17 protein-coding genes and 1 pseudogene are annotated in these 16,050 nt (G+C 50.1%); 7 read left to right on the top strand and 11 right to left on the bottom strand.

All coding sequences use genetic code 11. The annotated features are described in order from the left end of the window. Window positions 1-444: 444 nt before the first annotated feature. From A2V21_312395 to A2V21_312345, 11 genes are all read right to left on the bottom strand, one after another. A complete protein-coding gene (locus A2V21_312395) occupies window positions 445-867 on the bottom strand; it encodes a hypothetical protein (protein ID OIJ72648.1) in 423 nt (140 codons plus the stop codon). Next, window positions 868-1,575 carry a hypothetical protein gene (locus A2V21_312390; protein OIJ72647.1) on the bottom strand — a complete coding sequence of 236 codons (708 nt, stop codon included), beginning with the start codon at window positions 1,573-1,575 and terminating at the stop codon, window positions 868-870. Between the two features lie 86 nt (window positions 1,576-1,661). After that, the gene (locus A2V21_312385; protein OIJ72646.1) at window positions 1,662-2,210 is read right to left on the bottom strand and encodes a hypothetical protein; all 549 of its coding nucleotides are present in this window, start codon (window positions 2,208-2,210) and stop codon (window positions 1,662-1,664) included. 679 nt (window positions 2,211-2,889) lie between these two features. Beyond that, window positions 2,890-5,163 (bottom strand): hypothetical protein, encoded by a 2,274-nt coding sequence (locus tag A2V21_312380; protein OIJ72645.1) that lies wholly within the window; start codon window positions 5,161-5,163, stop codon window positions 2,890-2,892. A gap of 1 nt (window position 5,164) precedes the next feature. Beyond that, on the bottom strand, window positions 5,165-5,407 hold the full coding sequence (locus A2V21_312375; protein OIJ72644.1) for a hypothetical protein: 243 nt from the start codon (window positions 5,405-5,407) through the stop codon (window positions 5,165-5,167). Between the two features lie 95 nt (window positions 5,408-5,502). Continuing rightward, on the bottom strand, window positions 5,503-6,171 hold the full coding sequence (locus A2V21_312370) for a hypothetical protein (protein OIJ72643.1): 669 nt from the start codon (window positions 6,169-6,171) through the stop codon (window positions 5,503-5,505). A 3-nt stretch (window positions 6,172-6,174) separates the two neighbouring features. Continuing rightward, complete coding sequence (locus tag A2V21_312365) at window positions 6,175-7,395, bottom strand: hypothetical protein (GenBank protein OIJ72642.1); 1,221 nt, start codon at window positions 7,393-7,395, stop codon at window positions 6,175-6,177. Between the two features lie 268 nt (window positions 7,396-7,663). After that, complete coding sequence (locus A2V21_312360; GenBank protein OIJ72764.1) at window positions 7,664-9,109, bottom strand: hypothetical protein; 1,446 nt, start codon at window positions 9,107-9,109, stop codon at window positions 7,664-7,666. A 422-nt stretch (window positions 9,110-9,531) separates the two neighbouring features. Beyond that, a complete protein-coding gene (locus tag A2V21_312355; GenBank protein OIJ72641.1) occupies window positions 9,532-10,704 on the bottom strand; it encodes a hypothetical protein in 1,173 nt (390 codons plus the stop codon). Window positions 10,705-10,875: 171 nt separating this feature from the next. Next, window positions 10,876-11,616 carry a hypothetical protein gene (locus A2V21_312350; GenBank protein ID OIJ72640.1) on the bottom strand — a complete coding sequence of 247 codons (741 nt, stop codon included), beginning with the start codon at window positions 11,614-11,616 and terminating at the stop codon, window positions 10,876-10,878. A 26-nt stretch (window positions 11,617-11,642) separates the two neighbouring features. Beyond that, on the bottom strand, window positions 11,643-12,116 hold the full coding sequence (locus tag A2V21_312345; protein OIJ72639.1) for a hypothetical protein: 474 nt from the start codon (window positions 12,114-12,116) through the stop codon (window positions 11,643-11,645). A 285-nt stretch (window positions 12,117-12,401) separates the two neighbouring features. Between A2V21_312345 and A2V21_312340 the strand changes: the two genes are divergently transcribed. From A2V21_312340 to A2V21_312310, 7 genes and pseudogenes are all read left to right on the top strand, one after another. Then, window positions 12,402-13,031, top strand: coding sequence for a hypothetical protein (locus A2V21_312340; GenBank protein ID OIJ72638.1), 630 nt, complete (start codon window positions 12,402-12,404; stop codon window positions 13,029-13,031). A gap of 91 nt (window positions 13,032-13,122) precedes the next feature. Further along, window positions 13,123-13,326, top strand: coding sequence for a hypothetical protein (locus tag A2V21_312335; protein OIJ72637.1), 204 nt, complete (start codon window positions 13,123-13,125; stop codon window positions 13,324-13,326). 26 nt (window positions 13,327-13,352) lie between these two features. Continuing rightward, entirely contained in the window at window positions 13,353-14,108 is a 756-nt protein-coding gene (locus A2V21_312330) for a hypothetical protein (protein ID OIJ72636.1), read from the top strand. A 257-nt stretch (window positions 14,109-14,365) separates the two neighbouring features. Continuing rightward, window positions 14,366-14,650 (top strand): DNA-binding protein, encoded by a 285-nt coding sequence (locus A2V21_312325; protein ID OIJ72635.1) that lies wholly within the window; start codon window positions 14,366-14,368, stop codon window positions 14,648-14,650. 147 nt (window positions 14,651-14,797) lie between these two features. Next, window positions 14,798-15,031, top strand: a complete 234-nt coding sequence (locus tag A2V21_312320) for a hypothetical protein (GenBank protein ID OIJ72634.1) — start codon at window positions 14,798-14,800, stop codon at window positions 15,029-15,031. Between the two features lie 325 nt (window positions 15,032-15,356). Beyond that, window positions 15,357-15,674 carry a hypothetical protein gene (locus A2V21_312315; GenBank protein OIJ72633.1) on the top strand — a complete coding sequence of 106 codons (318 nt, stop codon included), beginning with the start codon at window positions 15,357-15,359 and terminating at the stop codon, window positions 15,672-15,674. Window positions 15,675-15,824: 150 nt separating this feature from the next. Next, window positions 15,825-16,050: pseudogene (locus tag A2V21_312310) on the top strand (integrase).

The following is a 16,050-nucleotide window of genomic DNA, read 5'->3' as shown; positions in this document are numbered from 1 at the left end:
TGTCTTTATACGGCATCCACGGGAAAAGCGCACAACTCGGAATCCGGCAACTGTGTTTGCCGTCCGAATAGCCGCCCATGCAGTCGTAACAATTCGCATGGATAGCCTGCCGCTGCGTGAGCGTGCCGCCCTTTGAATACTTCACAAGGTGAGCACGGCCTGTGGCGCTCTTGGTAGCCGGGTTATTCAAAAAAGCCGTTACGCGTTTCATCTGATAATACCTCCATCAAGATAAAGGACGGCCCCTCCGGAGAAGGGCCGCGCCATGTGGACTACCTCTTCACGACCTTCTCGTCGGGTAGAACATCCTCGACATTGACGTCTACCTCTACGCCGCCCCTCAAGACCGTTACAGTCGGGCATGGGCCGGGTGCCACTACATCGACCGAGCCAACTATTTTTTGCCATTTTTCGTCAAACATTTCATGCCTCCAGAATATAGGGTTAAAAAAAACTTCTTAAAAAACCAGTGCCGCTCGATATGGGCTTAGTCGTTCTTCGCAAGTGCTTGTTGCTATCGAGGAATTCCTCAACATACGCCTTGACGCTCAGAGCCGCGCCCGTTCCGTCGTAACGCCTCTCCCCTTGTTCATCTACGACCGATAGCACGCCCACGGCATCGGCCTTTATAAACGGGCCTACCAGCACGGTAACCTGTCCGGGGTTTACGGCCTCGCCCTCGATAGCGGCGTTCTCTATCGAGGCAAGCCGGAGTCTATCGTGAGCCTCGGCGAGCTTCATCTGAAGCTCGGTAACAACCTTTGGAGTGGCTGCGTCATATTTTTCCACGGCCTTTGCATATGCTTCAGCGTATTTTTTGGAAATCAGAGCGTCGATGAACGCTTGTTGGGATGGTGTGAAGTCCATCTAAACACCTCCGGGCAGAGTGCCCTGGGCCAGCCTCGCCTCAGCTTCCGTCGCCGCTTTCGCCCTTCTCTCTATCGAGTCCAGCTTTGACGGGTTTCCAAGTTCATGCGCTGCCCGGCCTGCCTCGTGGAGGGCAGTCTGGAGGTTCCCGGATAACTCGGCGAAGACCTCGCGGTTTTTGTGGAGGTCTGGGAGTCGCTGTATTTCTATCTGCTCCTTGAGGCGCGAGTGCGTTACATTGTCCAGGCCGCTAAGGTAGGGAGGCGCGAAAAGTACGGAACCCAACCCAGCATCATCGGCGTTCTTGACAAGCTCCTGGAGAAAGACAGAACGATCTGCCGGGTCCTTAAGCGCCTTCAGGTGTGCCCTTATCTCGCTTGCCGTCTGTGGCGTAGTCAACCCGCTGTTCTGAACAAAGGCCGCCTCAAAGCCTGCCTCCGTTTCGGAGCGGAGTTTTGCCAAACGCGCCTCGACGCCGGGCAGAGCATCAGAAAGTTTCGCTGCGGCCCTCAGGATGCGAGCTTGCCGCTGTTCTGGCGAGCTGTCGGCATCGGGGTTTTCGGCAATCGTGGCAACCGCCTCGACGGAACCCGCCAAGCGCCCCATGTCCGCGAGTACCTGCTGCTGTCCAGGGCCGGAGTTCGAGTACTCCTGCATCTTCTTCAACATCATAGATAGAGCTACTGCCGGTGTGTATTTCGTCTTCATCGAAGTCTCCCGCTCATCGTGATGAGCTTATCTGTGGCCGCCTCTACCGGCGGCAGGTCTTTGCCTTATGCTTTGGCGATAAAAATTTAAGAGCTTCCCTTATCAGTTTTTGAACCGCCGTTAGTTTTTTCTTCATCCGCGTTGTACCTCCTTTTCGGCTGCCACTGAACCAACTCCCTCAGGGCATCGTCGATCGCCGTCGTTAACAGCTTCATAATAGCGACCGCCGCCGCCCGTCCTTCAAGAGTTTTACCCATGTGTGCGCACTCCTGAGCGACCGACGCCGGGATGGACCTCAGCCGGGTTTTTACTGTTGTGGCAACATCCGCAAAATAGAAACGAATCTCATCGACGTTGACAAGGGTCCGCGATTTTTCATCTGCTTCCAATTCCCTGAGCGAAGCCAATGCTCTTTCTTTTCGCGTCCTCGCCTCGTTAAAAGTTTCGTCAGGTTCGACCACGGGCCTCTTGCCGCCGTGAATAGGGTTCTTGTTTTCGGCAACTCGCCGATCAGCGTCCACGGGGTCTATGAGGCCGTCGATAAGTTTTATCGTGCCGTCCTTAATGAGCTTTGATATCATCTGCCGGGAAACGCCCAGGTGCCGGGCATAGCCTGCCTGCGTGAGTTTTTTCAATATTCCCTCCTTATTTTGTCAACCAGAGCAATCAAGTTTCAAAACTGAAACGTTTTTAGGGGTCGCGCCTTGGTATCCGCACGTGACGTGGGTAGGTGAAAACCCCGGTGTACCCCCTAAGCCCTTAATATCATTGAGCTTTTCCTTTTCATAGTCCACAAGCTCTGCCCGCCCACTGAAGGCTATAAAGGAAGCGCAAGAGGGCCGCCCGTAGTCTCTTCAATTTTTCCACGGTACCTCCGGGCCTCTTGGTTTTCTCCTATCAGCATCCTTCTTTATCTCCGGCGGCACCGGCCCCACCACCTTGATGATGTAGCCCGTCTCCATGAAAGGGGTCTCAGGAGGATGTGAACAGTGCGCCCACCTGTGGCCGTCTCCAAGACCATGCCAATGATACCGTCGGCAGTGTTCACACCAGGTTATACAGTGAATTCCATCACCCCAATCCCATGCCATAAGTACCGGGATCACCTTTTCCGTATCCATTTTATCTCCGTAGGTGCTGGGTCAGTCAAACCCGTCACACACCAAAAACACCTTAGATATTAAGTGGTTATCGCCTTTTCCCTTTACTCTTGTGACGGGTTTGAGGCTTTTGTGTAACTCTTTCCCTTAACTCATTTTTTAAAACTCTCGCGCAACAAGGATATGACAAATGGGGTCAAACCCGTCACACCCGTCACAGAGCCAACTTCAGGCCGGTATAAAAAGCACCCAACCGCCCCTTAGCCTTTTGGTATCTCACACTCATTTTCCTCCCGAACGCTGTCCCGCTCATCGGCTTTATATTCATAGCCGCCGACCAGTTCGTGTATGCCTGGTAAAGGAGCGCGGCCCCGACCTCGGCATCATGGTGAACCTCGCAGGAGTCCTCGATGAAGCGAAGAAGGAGGTCCTCATCTTCGCGGTAATCTTCCGTGGCGACCTTGACGATCTCCGGCGGATTCAACCCTTCCCGCTGCCAGGCAAGACAACCGCGCACCAGCCAAGCGAGTATGCCTGGAGCCTCGCGCCTTAGCGTGTCTGCCATATTCGGAATTTTGCGACGCTCATGCGGGGCCTGTGGGTCATCAACAAAAGAGATCCCGAAGGGTATGAGTAAAAGACGTTTCCAAAGTGCGTAATCGTCGGAGTTAACATGGGGCCTCGCATTCGTAAGAAGGAATAAGGTGTAGCTCTGTGGAAAAGATATTTCCCTCCTCCCAAACGGCGGCCTACCCACTAAGGCCCCGCCCCCTGTGAGAAGTTTTACCCGACCGCTATCCAGCTTGCGGCCTTCGTTTGTTTCTGAAGCCCAGGCAATACGGCGGCCCCTCAGTGCCATGATGTCGGCGGAAGGCCCGGCGGAAGACCGGGCGCGCCCCTGCTCAAGCAACAACTCAGATTGAACAGGCCCGGCGAGGTCCCCCAGTACATGGGAGACCGCCTCCAGTGTTGTATCCTTCCCATTGCGCCCTATCCCGTGAAGCACCGGGAGGATATGCTCGATGGCCGCACCGACGATAGCCGCTCCGAGGAGCCGCCGATAAAACGAGATAAGCTCCTTCTGCCCATCGAAAATTTCGTATAGCGTCTGTTCCCAGCGAGCGCAAGCGGCATCCGGGGAATAGGGTGTCGGACATATTGTTTTTAAATAATCTTCAGGGGCACCGGGCCTTATTTGCGCGCTCTTGAGGTCCACCACGCCATTAGCGCATGGCAGTAACCACGGGTGCAGGTCCCACTCCTCGCCAGTGATTCCGAGGCTCCCAGGGCCTTGCGCGGCAAATTCTATGACTTGCTTCCTGTACCCGAGTGAATTTAAATTAGAGACCTGCGTGAGACACGCCTTTTGCCTGGCCTGCAATTTTTCGATAGTCGCCTTGAGTTCGACGTCGCGGTCGTCTCCGCTTTTTGCAGTCTGCCCGAGTACGATTATCTCGCCCTTGCACCTCGCTGCCGCCCCCCGGAAAAGTTCCGCGACGGCATCGACGGCCTTGAGGGGTTCCCCCAGGGGTTCGCGCTCCCAGTAGTGCGTCCTCCAAGTGTGCCAAACGCCTGAGGCATGGTCGAAGCAAAAGCGGTTCTTGTTGAGCCGGATAAATAAAGAGGCGCCCCCTTTCTGTCCTTCAAAGGCGGCCTTGAAAACATAGTCGTCATCCGGGGTGATTGTCGGTTCGTATTGAGCAACGCTCCTGGCAATCTTCTGTAATTCGCTGTCAGGGAGCGGAGGACTACATTTTTCTTGATTCTCTACTCGGAGCGCGGCCAGGATTGCGGCCTCGGAAAAACCGCGCCGCCGCATGGTACCGGCCAATGATGTTAAAGTAGCGTCCCGCGCCCCGTCGATAATTGTCTCGCCTACCCGAGCCGCAGCCTTTGTACTCTTTTTTAATGGCGGGATGCTCTCAGCCACTTTTTCAAGGGTGTACGGCAGCCCGCCGCCTTCATGGATAATCTTTACAAGGTGCGGGTGCGCGGGGTCTTTCAGATGATAGAATCCGGCAAGCCGTAGAACGCGGGAGCGGTCTTTCGCTTGAGGGTCGCTGCCGTAGTCTTCGACCATGCGCTCCATTATGGCGTCGGTAGTGTCGAGGTCATCGGAAGGTTCAATCAAAAGATATTCGTGGTGCTTGCCTGGTGAAGTCTGGATAACGAAATGCGGCTCAAGAGGAAGAGGAGGGAGTCCACCTGTATCATCTTCCCGCCATATAGCCCTGGCGTGTGTGATTTGAGCCTTCGTGCGCCCGCCTCTGTTGACGACCACGAATACTCCAGCCCCGCGAGCCTGTAGCCTGGTAAATTCCGCTGCGTACTCATCAAGAGTGCCGCGAAGAACGCCAGTACTACACGCCAGTGACAAGCCGCCCTTCTTCGAGTCGGGAAAAGTCTGGAAGGTAAATTCCGCTGCGTCCTCATCGAGCAAGAGGAGGTGACGGCGAGCCATATCGAGGTCAGGGGTCAGCTTGCCCATGTTACTTCGCCTCGCCCCTGTAGCTCGCCTTCGCGTGGGCCTTGAGGAATTCGATAACCGACGCAACCGGATAAACAACGCGCCGCCCGATGAAGAAACGGCCCTTAATCCCGGTGCCTTGCGAATCCATATTCGCACACCATTTTGGAGTTATCGCCCCTCCGGTGAATTTGCTTATGTCGGCGCGGGCAACAAGCGGGCTCCCGTGCTGCCTTGCCATAAGCTCGAAAACTTCGTCTTGCATTTTGAACCTCCTTGAAATAAAAAAATGGGAACTTCGTGTTGACAGTTCCCATAGTACTTGAAGGTTTTTATTCTGAATATGGTTACTCGTTTATTCTACTTGCCACTTTTCGGCCTCCCTCGTTTACCCTTTTCCCCGGCTATCTCCCGGACGAATCGCTCGCCAACGCCCAGCCCTGAAGCTACTGTATCGTAGGCGCTTACCCGTGTCTCGCCCTTCTCAACCGCCATTGTTACAAGGTCTGCGATTGCATCGGGTGCGTGTTTTACTTTGCCGCAGGGGCGAGTATGTAAAAACCCCTTCCATATATTACGCAGTTCATCTCCTCCACCTTCGCTCGTATATGTATGCGTCCTCAACAAATTTATAAAAGTATCTTGTATAAAGGGCAGCCGCAGAATCGCCGGATTCATCTTCACAAGCTCCTGTACGGCCTGTAGCTGGTCGAAGTCGAGCGGCCTTATATTATCCAGTGCGTGCTCGATATATGGCAGCCTGGCGCGGTTTAATACCGCTTTCAGAGTATCCGGCGCAACCTCGCTTACCTTTTTCCAGAATATCTCCACCGCGTGTTTGGGGCCATCGAGTCTCTTGTCTTTAACAGCTTCCTCATAGCAACCAACCAACCAGCTTAATACCGCATCGTCAGCGGTCGCGTAATTTTTGACTTCCCTGATATGGTCGGCTATCCGGGCATCATTATCAACGGCATACATGATGTTGTTCTGGCTGCTAGACGGCGTGATTTCTTTTTTCTTCCTCATATCTCAGCCCTCCTTCTTCGCCAGCGCAACTACCTTGCCGGGCGCCTGTAGGGTAGCGTCCAGCTTCTTAACGGCGGCCTGTAAGGTGTTCTCGCCCAGGTGCGCGTACCGCTGCGTCATGGCTATGTCGCTATGGCCTAACAACTCCTTGACCGTGTAAAGGTCCGTTCCATTTTCAACGAGCCAAGAGGCATAGCTGTGGCGTAACGAATGAAAGACAATTCTGTGCCGCCGATCCTTAATTCCCTCATTCATTTTGAGCGCGTCAACCGCCCGCGCGAATGTAAGGCTTATCTGTTTTATCCTCCCGCCCCGTGTAGACTTAAAGACGTGCTCGGAAGGCAAGCCGCGCTCCCTGGACCTGAAAACCTCCTTCACGGCCTCAGTCATAAAGGCCGTCCGGTTCTTTCCGCTCTTGGTGTCCTTCACTGCCAATAGTCCCTTATTAACGTCCACGTCCTGCCATACAAGCCCAAAAACCTCTCCGGCCCTCATGCCTGTATGAAGGCTTATAAGGCTCATGTCGCGTACCTCAGGGCTTATTGTGGCGAGTTTGGCGAGAAGCTCATCCGCTTGTTCCCTTGTAAGGAAGCGAAGCCTTTTATTGTCCGGCAACTTAAGCCTCCCTTTACCCTTTTTAATAGTCCGGGCAGGATTTAGGCCGGTAAACTTTTCGTCCTCCATAGCATGATTGAATATCTGCCGGGCAACCCCTTGAACATAGCGGACGGTATGCCGGGCACGATTGGCCTTAGCCATATTCGCTCTCATTATCTCGAAATGAAAAGGCGCTATGTCCTTCAAGGGCAGTGCACCGATAACGGACTCAAGCCATAAACGGATAACCTGTTCTTCCCGCGTCCAGGTTTTCTCGTCTCTGCTTGCCTTGTAAGCTCCCAGGGCATACTCGGAGAAGGTGATATTGTCCCTTGCCTCTTGCTCCTTTTGCTCGGCCTCCTTCCGGCGCTTTTTTTCCTCGATAGCTTTCTTTTCGGCAAGAGTCCGGGGTCCCTCTGAATTGCGACGGTTCTTTCTAAGCGCGGCTCGCACCTCAACTGCCTCGTCCTCTGTCCATCCCTCAGAGGCCCATCCAAGCCCTTCTTCAATTTGCTTGCCATTCACTCGATAGAAAATAGTGTAGTACCTGTCCTTTGAAACTCCATGCTTGCGGGTTTCGTGCTCCTTATAACGAACGCCTTTAGTAGCCTTTATCCATCGTGCCATGAACCCTCCTTTACGGTGCCTGTCCAGCTTTGTCCAGCTTTTCAACCCCTAAAAAAACAACTTCGTGTGCAATGCCCGTTTATCTCAGCCCGGTTTTCTGTCCAGCATCTGTCCAGTTTTTTTAGCTGAAACAGAAGGCAACTCAGGGTATGCTTAGGAAGGAGAATATCAAGGAAGGTGCTGTATTGTCAAGGGTTTTGTGCAGTTTCGGGAATGTTAGGGAAAGTCCAGATAAAGTCCTCTGACTCCGTTTATCTAGGTTCGAATCCTAGTCCCCCAGCCATTTTTTCTTTTTCGAGTTTTCCGCAAAGAGGTCGAAGGGTTTTCTGTAGGTAGGACAAGGGTTTCCGTCGTTCAAGTCGCAGTTCGAAAGTATTATTTTGAGCAGGCGAGCCTGCTCGAAGGCGTCCTGTTTCATGAAAAGCGCATAGGCCTTTTCAGCCAATTCCATGATCTTCAATCCGTCCCACATGTAATTCATGTTGGCGTTTTGATGGGCCTTCAGCCTTAAAGCCACATCCTCTTGGTCTTTTTTCCAATCCTGAGTTTTGACCAGCCAAAAATCCTCTGATATTTTCTTGTCGAGCTTGTCCACATAAGCCTGGTCTATTCTATTCTGAAACTTATTGTACCGTGCCTGCAATTCCTTTATTTTTTTACCATGGTATGCCTTTTCATCCAGATGGCTCATCTTGAGCGCCTCTCTGAGCCATTCCAACTTTTCCTCGCCGATTTGAATCGCCTTTACAACGTTTCCGAATTTTCTCCGTAAGTCTTCTTCCCTTACATAAGGCTGCCCGCATTTGCCTCTGAAGCCGGTGCAACGATAGTAAATGTACTTGTTCTTTTTTATTTCAGCGGTAATCGATAAACCACAATGCCCGCATTTAAGTAAATTACCAAACGCAAATTCCTTCTTTCCGATGCCCTTTTTTACCGGCTTATTGTGGATCTTGAAAGCCTCCTGGGCCTTATTAAAAAGTTCTCCGCTGATAATAGGTTCATGGGTTCCCTTGTGCACATCACCACACCAGCGGAAATGACCGGTATAGAAAACATTCTTCAGTAAATACTCCAAATTGCTCTTGCTGATTCTTTTTTCTGACTTTCTCGTTACAAAACCGTCTTTAAGACATTTCTCTCTTAATATATTTAAGGAATACTTTCCTGTTGCGTAGAGTTCAAATATCTCTTTTATGTAAAAAGCTTTCTGATTATCAATCTCTACGCGACGAGTCTCCTTATTGTTGAAATATCCGATTGGAGCTTTATTGGGAAAGCCGCCTTGAGCGACCTTTTCCCTCATCCCTTTCTTTACTTCTTCAGAAAGGTTATCTATATAATTTTTCGCCATCAAAAGCTTAACGCCGTGAATGAACTTCACATGAGATCGCGAATTTCTATTTAAGGTTTCTCCTTCCTTTACCAAATGAATATCCAAATCGAGATCTTCCAGCGTTACATAATCCTTAAAATTACGATACAGCCTGTCTGTTTTCTCGACGAGAACTGTCTTGACATCATCATGCGATTGCAAAAAACTGATCATCTCCTTGAAATTGGCGCGACCGGCCTTTTTGGCCGTTTCAACGTCTACATATTCTTTAACGACAAGAACACCGTTTGAATAAGCGTAATCGTTTAAAAGCTTCAATTGAGCGGGTATGGAATACCCCTCTTTTTCCTGCTCTTTACTTGATACCCTGGCGTAAATAATAGCTTTTTTGATTTCAGGCATATCCAAAAACCTTTTGGTTTGTTTAGGGAAAATTTTATTACAATTCAGCCTCCGAAACAATAAAAAAAGGGGGTCATTTAGACCCACCTTTTTGGTCGTCCTTTATTTCCCATTCGTGAATTAATTTAAAAAAATCAAAGACATTCCGAGCAATTTCCTTTGCGTCATTCCTATTTATTTTACCGTTATACGCCTGGCTAAATTCTTGCCTTGTTTTTTCCAAAAAAACACTATCAATCGACTTTGCCATTTACGATCCTTGCGACTTTTAAGATGCATTCAAAGGTAATATCTCTATACAGATATCACCTCTTTTCAGCCCTTCACCTATCCTCTCTATCAACCGCTCCAAATCAGGGGGAGCGTTTAGCTCCCCCTCCCTGCCTTCGATAGTGCCATCATGCGATATCCTTCACGATATCCATGGTGCCTGACAACGCGTCCTGTATATCGGTCAGCACCTTCTTGATCTGGTTCTTCTTCGGGACGCCGATCTCTTTCAAGGTGAACTTGCGCTCGATTATCAGCTCGTTAAGCGTCCTCAGGTCATCGCAAACGCCTTCGAGCTTACGAACCGTTTTCTCTATGTCCGTGGCCTTCTCCAGCGTCTCCCTAAAAAGTGCAATATTTTCCTCATAACTCTCGTTCTCAGCCTTCGTATCCTTCAGCTGACGCTTAAGTGACTCGATATCGTCTTTTTTCTTTTCCAGATCTGCCTGGAGCTTTTTGTAGTTCTCATTGGCCTTCTCGAGGTTGGCCCTGGCATGCTTGACGCTATCCGCGTATTGCTTGGCCAACTCTTTTTCTATTTTCTTTATCAGCTTGTCCTTTTCATCAGGGTCATCAGGAATGACCAGTTTTTTGCTCTCCTGCATATCCTGAACTCGATCCTTGGCCTCATCGGCGAAGTCCTTGAGCCTTTGCTCAAACTCCTTTTCCTTATCATTAAGCTGCGCTCTGGCTTCTTCCAGCTCTCCCTCAATCTCCTTTTTACTGGCTTTAAGATCTTTGAGCTCTTCTTCATACTCCTGAGCCGCGGTCTCCACAGCGGCAGATGAAAGGCGCTCAAGCGCATTCTCCTGTTGGCTTTCGGACAGCTGTGCCCATGACGAGATCAGATCTATTTCCTCTTTGGTCACATCCGATTTTTCCAGCATGCTCGAAGCCTTGTCTCTCAACGACGGGATCAAGCGGTCCACGAGTGTGGAAACGGAACTCGCTGCTAATGCGTTCCGCTCTTTTTCAAAATTTTTTCTTTGCGACGCATTCAGATGTCTGCGACACAGCTCGGTATCATACGGAATTATCCCGGCGTGTTGCGCCGACTCCGCAAGAGAACATTCCACCATGGTGTAACCGAGATCCGTAAGCGCCCCCAATCTGGTCCGGCCATCAAGGACCTCGAAGGTGTCTGCATCAGGCAGAGACCTTATGAGAAGAGGATATAGAAGACCTATTGTCCTTATACTTTGCTTCAGCCTTTCCACATCCTCAGTCCCCGCAGACTCCATTGGTTGATTAGTTACCACGAGTTTATTGGTCTCGATGAAAACTGTTTTGCCTCTTTCCATTGCTTAGAGCCCTCCTTTTAAGGTTTCAAAGCCTTAAACGATGAAATTGAATAATTTCAGTTTTGGATGTCTTGGACTCCAAAGCGACATCCCCATGTCGCCTTTCGGTCAACTTTGGACTACAAAGCGACATCCCCATGTCGCCTTCCAGTCAACTTTGGACTCCAAACCTCATGTCGCTTTCCGGTCAACCTGGACCGAAACGACCTTAATGAAACGGGTTAGTTTTTCAAGGCTTCTCTGCAACTCAACTGAAAACCCTATGCTATTGATTGACTCTTGTATCTTCTCAATACACGAATCAATCGTTTTGATGACAGGCTGTCTGAGATAAAGGTCTTTTCGCTCCTGATAACCCACCACTTGTTCCACCGGAAACAAGCCTCGGTTCTTTTTTTGCAGACCACCATCTTTGGCGAGCCGTTGTATCTGTCTACGGCTCATTCCGAGTTTTTTGGCTGCCTCGCGGGTGAAACAAGTGTTCTTTTCATAGAGATCGTCCCTGACGCGACCGAGAAAATCGACTATATAATCCCTGAAGGTGAGTATGTCCATCACCGGTATGCCGCCTTTACACCTGGCTGTTAGCCACATCTCCAATACCGACGGATCCTCACCGTTCTTTTTGATTAAGGCGATGAGGTTAGCATGGGGCTTGGGGTCGAAGTCCTTTATGATCTCCTTGACGACCCTCCTCCATTTATTGTAGGCCGCCTGCTTCGAATACCCTCCCTGCATGACCAACCTGACATACTCGCGGCGGTCGAGAATGTCATAAAGATGGAGATACTCCATCTCCCGTTGCGAGAGCCTGTGCCTCTTAACGTCCTGATATGTAACCTTCTTGCATAGTAATTTATCGAGTAGGTCTTTTCTGAATTGAGCGTCATGTTCCACAGTAGCGATACTCATCGCCCACCTCGCTATTGTCTATGCCGTCAATCAGCTTTGTCCGCAGCTACGTTTTCTATCCAGTCTCCATCGGTGTCTTTTCTAGTCAGGTCCACAAACGCGCGTCTGCTACGAACTGTATGTGCTGGCGGCATATCCTTTTTTCGCCGGGTATATTCCCGGGCTCGCAATGACTCCACATGGTTTCCGTTCCTGTCATATATGTCGTAAATCACGCGGTCAACATCAACTGCCAGGTGGAAATGCTTCTGGAGGTACCAATAAGCGTAGGTCTCCAGCTTCATTTGACCGCCCTTTCCCTTTCTGTACTTCGTGACGGCGGCCTTCAACGCCATCCACGCCTGCTGCTTCAAATCCTCGAAGTCCAAAGTATCATCGAACCTCATCAGCCTGCGGGCAAGCTTATTGATGGCTGGTTCCATTCTCTCGTACAGGATCTGCACGTCACGCCATGAATCTTTCTCTTCCGTAGCCTTCGGTCTATTCCTCTTTCCATTCATTTTTTCACCCCTTTCTTAAAAAATGTATTTGCTCCCATATCTCTCATCGAAGGTTTTTTCTTAACAATTAATTAATAATGCGGCCATGCGGCCCATGCTGTACTTCCGTACAGGTTGATCGCCAGTGTGCGAAAAACAAAAAAAAACCATCATCGAAAACCTATTGGCGTTGTTTGTTGTCCTGAAAAAGGCTCTGTTTATCTATTACCTTCCGTAAGCACTTTTTCTGCTGAGGCGGGTAATAGAAAGTAATAGACGGATGAATTCATTTTTTTAGCGGGAGATATGCAGATAGGACACCTGATCAACTTCTTTGTAGTCAAAGCCATGCCGGACTACGATTCGTATCTCGTATGCCTTCAGGGCGGGGAGTTGCTCGCATTACTGCCCAGGAAGTACGCGAACCGGGCTTATAAGGTAGGGGAAGCCGGTTGGGCTGCGGTCTTCGAAATCCAGGGCGCCAGAATTAGCCTTTCCCAAAAATCACCGCAATACGTCAGAAAAATTCTCGAGTACCTCACCGCCCCTCTAATTCAGGAAAAACAGATCCGGTTTAAAAAAGTTGCTCTGGTCGCAGGGGCGTCGTTCTGCAAGGCGGCGGTGGCGGTTGAAAACGAAATGTCAATGAAAGACGTGCACGCCCTATGCGCGCCATACCTTACGCAAGTCAAACAGTACGTGGCAGAGCATGTAATCCTCGTCAAATACTCCGACGATATCGAGGAATACGCCGTCAGCGCCCTGTTCCCGGGGCCGAAAAGAGCGGTCAAAAAAGTAATATGCTTTCATGACCTTAAAGCCCTTACGGTCTATGTGGATCATGCGAGCATAGCCGTCTTTTACGGACGGAAGGGACAGAACGTCGCGGCGGCGGCGAAACTCACCGGGGTAAGTATCGAAATCAAGGGATTGTGAAGACCAGCCACATGTTTTCGGATGAGACCGGAATAGGTCCGATGAATCCGGACAGACAAAAAAATATGAAGACAAGGGAGGTGGAAGGCACATGGCAGAGGAGAGCAGAGACAATCGTCAATCAAAGCTTATCCCCTTCAAGGTAATCGGTTCTTATGCCCATCAAAGGCCGAAAAAGCGGCTGGACTTATCGCGCGTAATCTATGCGAGGGATGCGGTGCATGCGATGGAGATATACAGAAAAGAACTTCGGGGCGTGAAAAAACGGGGGCTCATACAGGTGGTCCCTTTATAACTCAAAAACAGAAAGGGGGAAATATTATGACCGGAGAAAAGAGACAGTGGAAGGAAAGGACGCCGGAGGAAATAGAGATAATCAAGGAGAAGGCGGAGAAACGCCGCAAAAAGAACTTCAGCATTATCACGAATCATATAGATTCGGTATGCATTATCCCGGCCGACAAGCCTGCGTCCGCGAGATACGCGCTCGTTCAGATGATTTTCGTCGCCGACAGGATGATCACAACCCTTAAAAGGCAGGTCGGATTCGTTCTGCCCTTCGATACCGCCAGGCAGGTTCTTGGGAACCTCGACGAGTTCATTGAAAGCATCTGGGCTTACGTCATCAAAACCTCGCCCCACCTCTACTCCTTCGACAAAAGAAGGTGGCGTGAGCTCAACGACCCCATGGATATAAAGCTGAAACTCGTAGAAGGCAGGAACTTCGTAGCCGTAATCCTTCCACGGAGCGAGGAGATAGGACAACTCGCCGTCGCCGCAAAAATCCTGGAAAACCACATTCTCTATGTCAGGTCAACAGGGCCGTTCGACAAAATCGAAGAGTCCATCAGCGCCTACCGGAGCATCATCGAGGATTTCGACGAATTTCTGACCGGGCTATCAGAAAAAATAGGGGTCGAGTACGACTCTCCCATCAAAAAACTTATAAATCAGGGCGCGATGGAGCACGGGCAGGAATCAGGCGAGACCTCATGGCCTCCTCTGACAAATGACGCAACCTCTGCAAACCAGGAAGCGACCGGAGAGAAGAACGACAAGAAAAAAAGAAAAACATAGGAGGGTCAGCAATGCCGTCGAGCAGAGAGATTCTGTTATGGGGAACACTGTTTTCGATCCCCGCCCTGATGCAGGTCGTTTTTATTATCGTGTTTTTCTGAAATCCAAATAGGGGGCTTGCGTGCGAGGCAATGTTCGCAAGCCCCTCTCCTCTCTTATATCTCGCCTTACCAGCAAGCCTGAAATTCTCCTTGCCAAGCCCTTACGGATAGGATAAATTTTCATCCAATAAATCATCCGTACCGGAGGCAAACCGTATGGCAAAACCCATGACAAAAGCAAAGGCAATTGAAGCGCTGTCCGCTAAAACAGGTCTGACAAAGAAGGACGTTTCGAACCTCTTATCCAACCTTGCAGGGCTCGCCTATAAAGAAGCCAAGAACTCCTTTACCATCCCAGGTATAGGCAAGCTCGTGCTTGTGAACAGGAAAGCCAGGAAGGGCAGGAACCCCCAGACAGGAGCGGCCATCAAGATCCCGGCCAAGAAGGTCGTTAAGTTCAGGGTGGCAAAGGCATGCAAGGACTCGGTGCTTGGGAAATAGGAACCTTTGTATAAGGCTTTGATTATTCGACCATTAACAAATCAACAAACTATTCGAGGCTAAATCATCGCTATGGAGCAATGATTCCGTATCCGAAGGGTCTATGCCTCAACAAACATTTCAATCGAATAAAAAGGCGACCGAGGAATGATGAAAAAGAAATTCTATAATCTTACGGTAATCTGCGAGGGGGCTATGCCTGATTTTACTGTAGACGAGCAGACCCTTGCCTCCTTCGAAAAGTCATTTGACTCCGGTGAAGGGATAATAAAATTCATCGATAAGGAAGACAACGGTGAGGTCAGGCTGAGGAACAAGAAACTGGCAGGCTACAAAAAAACTCAGATGAATCACGTGCCGTCAGAATTAAAGGACAAATGATAGAAAAAACATCGAGACCGGCTTTATGACAGGATGATCTAGAGAAAAATCTTTTTTAACTGTTTCGTCGCAGTCTCTACTGAAAACACCTCTGCATGCGTAGACACTGATTTTTGTCCTGATTCGATAAAGTTGCCTCACAGGTTACAAACTCCCGCTAACTGTTTTTAAGTCACCCCGCGATTATCTCTTTTTTCATCTCGAACATCTTTGAGGCATCGGTTTACACCTTCGGAAGGTGGCTTGCATGTTGCGACCGCAAACAGAACTGCAGGTCTCCGCTACACGCGGCATTTTGTACTCATATCTTTCAAAATAGGATGCCATGAAGGAAGCCATTAGCAATGAGACTAACCCCTTAAAACAGGTTCCTGCCCTGGAGGGCACCCCCCTTAAGCCCGGCGTCATATTCTGCAGGATACTTGGCATAGTCGCTTTTGCCGAATTCATTGTGATGGTAATTCTTCATTACTTTGACATCGCCGAAGGCGTCTTTGAGTACCTCATGGATTCCCTGCTTCTCTCCATCCTGAGCGCCCCTTTTTTGTATCTATGGATTGTCAGAGCCGTTGCGATGCGTATTCCGGACCAATCTGACCAGCGATTCCGCTCCAAACTGACCACCCGTTCCGGACGAAACTGACCAGTCATTCCGGAGTAATTTGACCACCGATTCCTACGCCATTTGACCAGGCTTTAAGGGCGGCCCGGGATCCCCTTCCAACGACGCTGGATAAACCAGTCGGGCAAAAGGTATCCTTCAAGGCAACATTGTTTGCCGAGGAGGAACGTGATGCCCAACGAGAGGTTGTCCATGCGGAAGATAAGAGAAATTCTGAGGCTCAAATGGGAGTTGAAGCTCCGTAACCGGCAGGTCAGCCGTTCCTGCGCGGTATCCCATAATACGGTGCGGGAGTACGTGTTCAGGGCGACGCAGGCAGGGCTTTCCTGGCCCCTGCCTGCGGAGATGGATGATGGCGCCCTGGAGCGACTCCTGTTCCCGGCGCCGGTGAAAGTGG

It is taken from the genome of Deltaproteobacteria bacterium GWC2_55_46 (assembly GCA_001595385.3).
GTDB lineage: Bacteria > Desulfobacterota > GWC2-55-46 > GWC2-55-46 > GWC2-55-46 > UBA5799.
The sequence above is the reverse complement of the archived record's forward strand: the minus strand, read 5'-3'. Positions and strand labels throughout refer to the sequence as shown.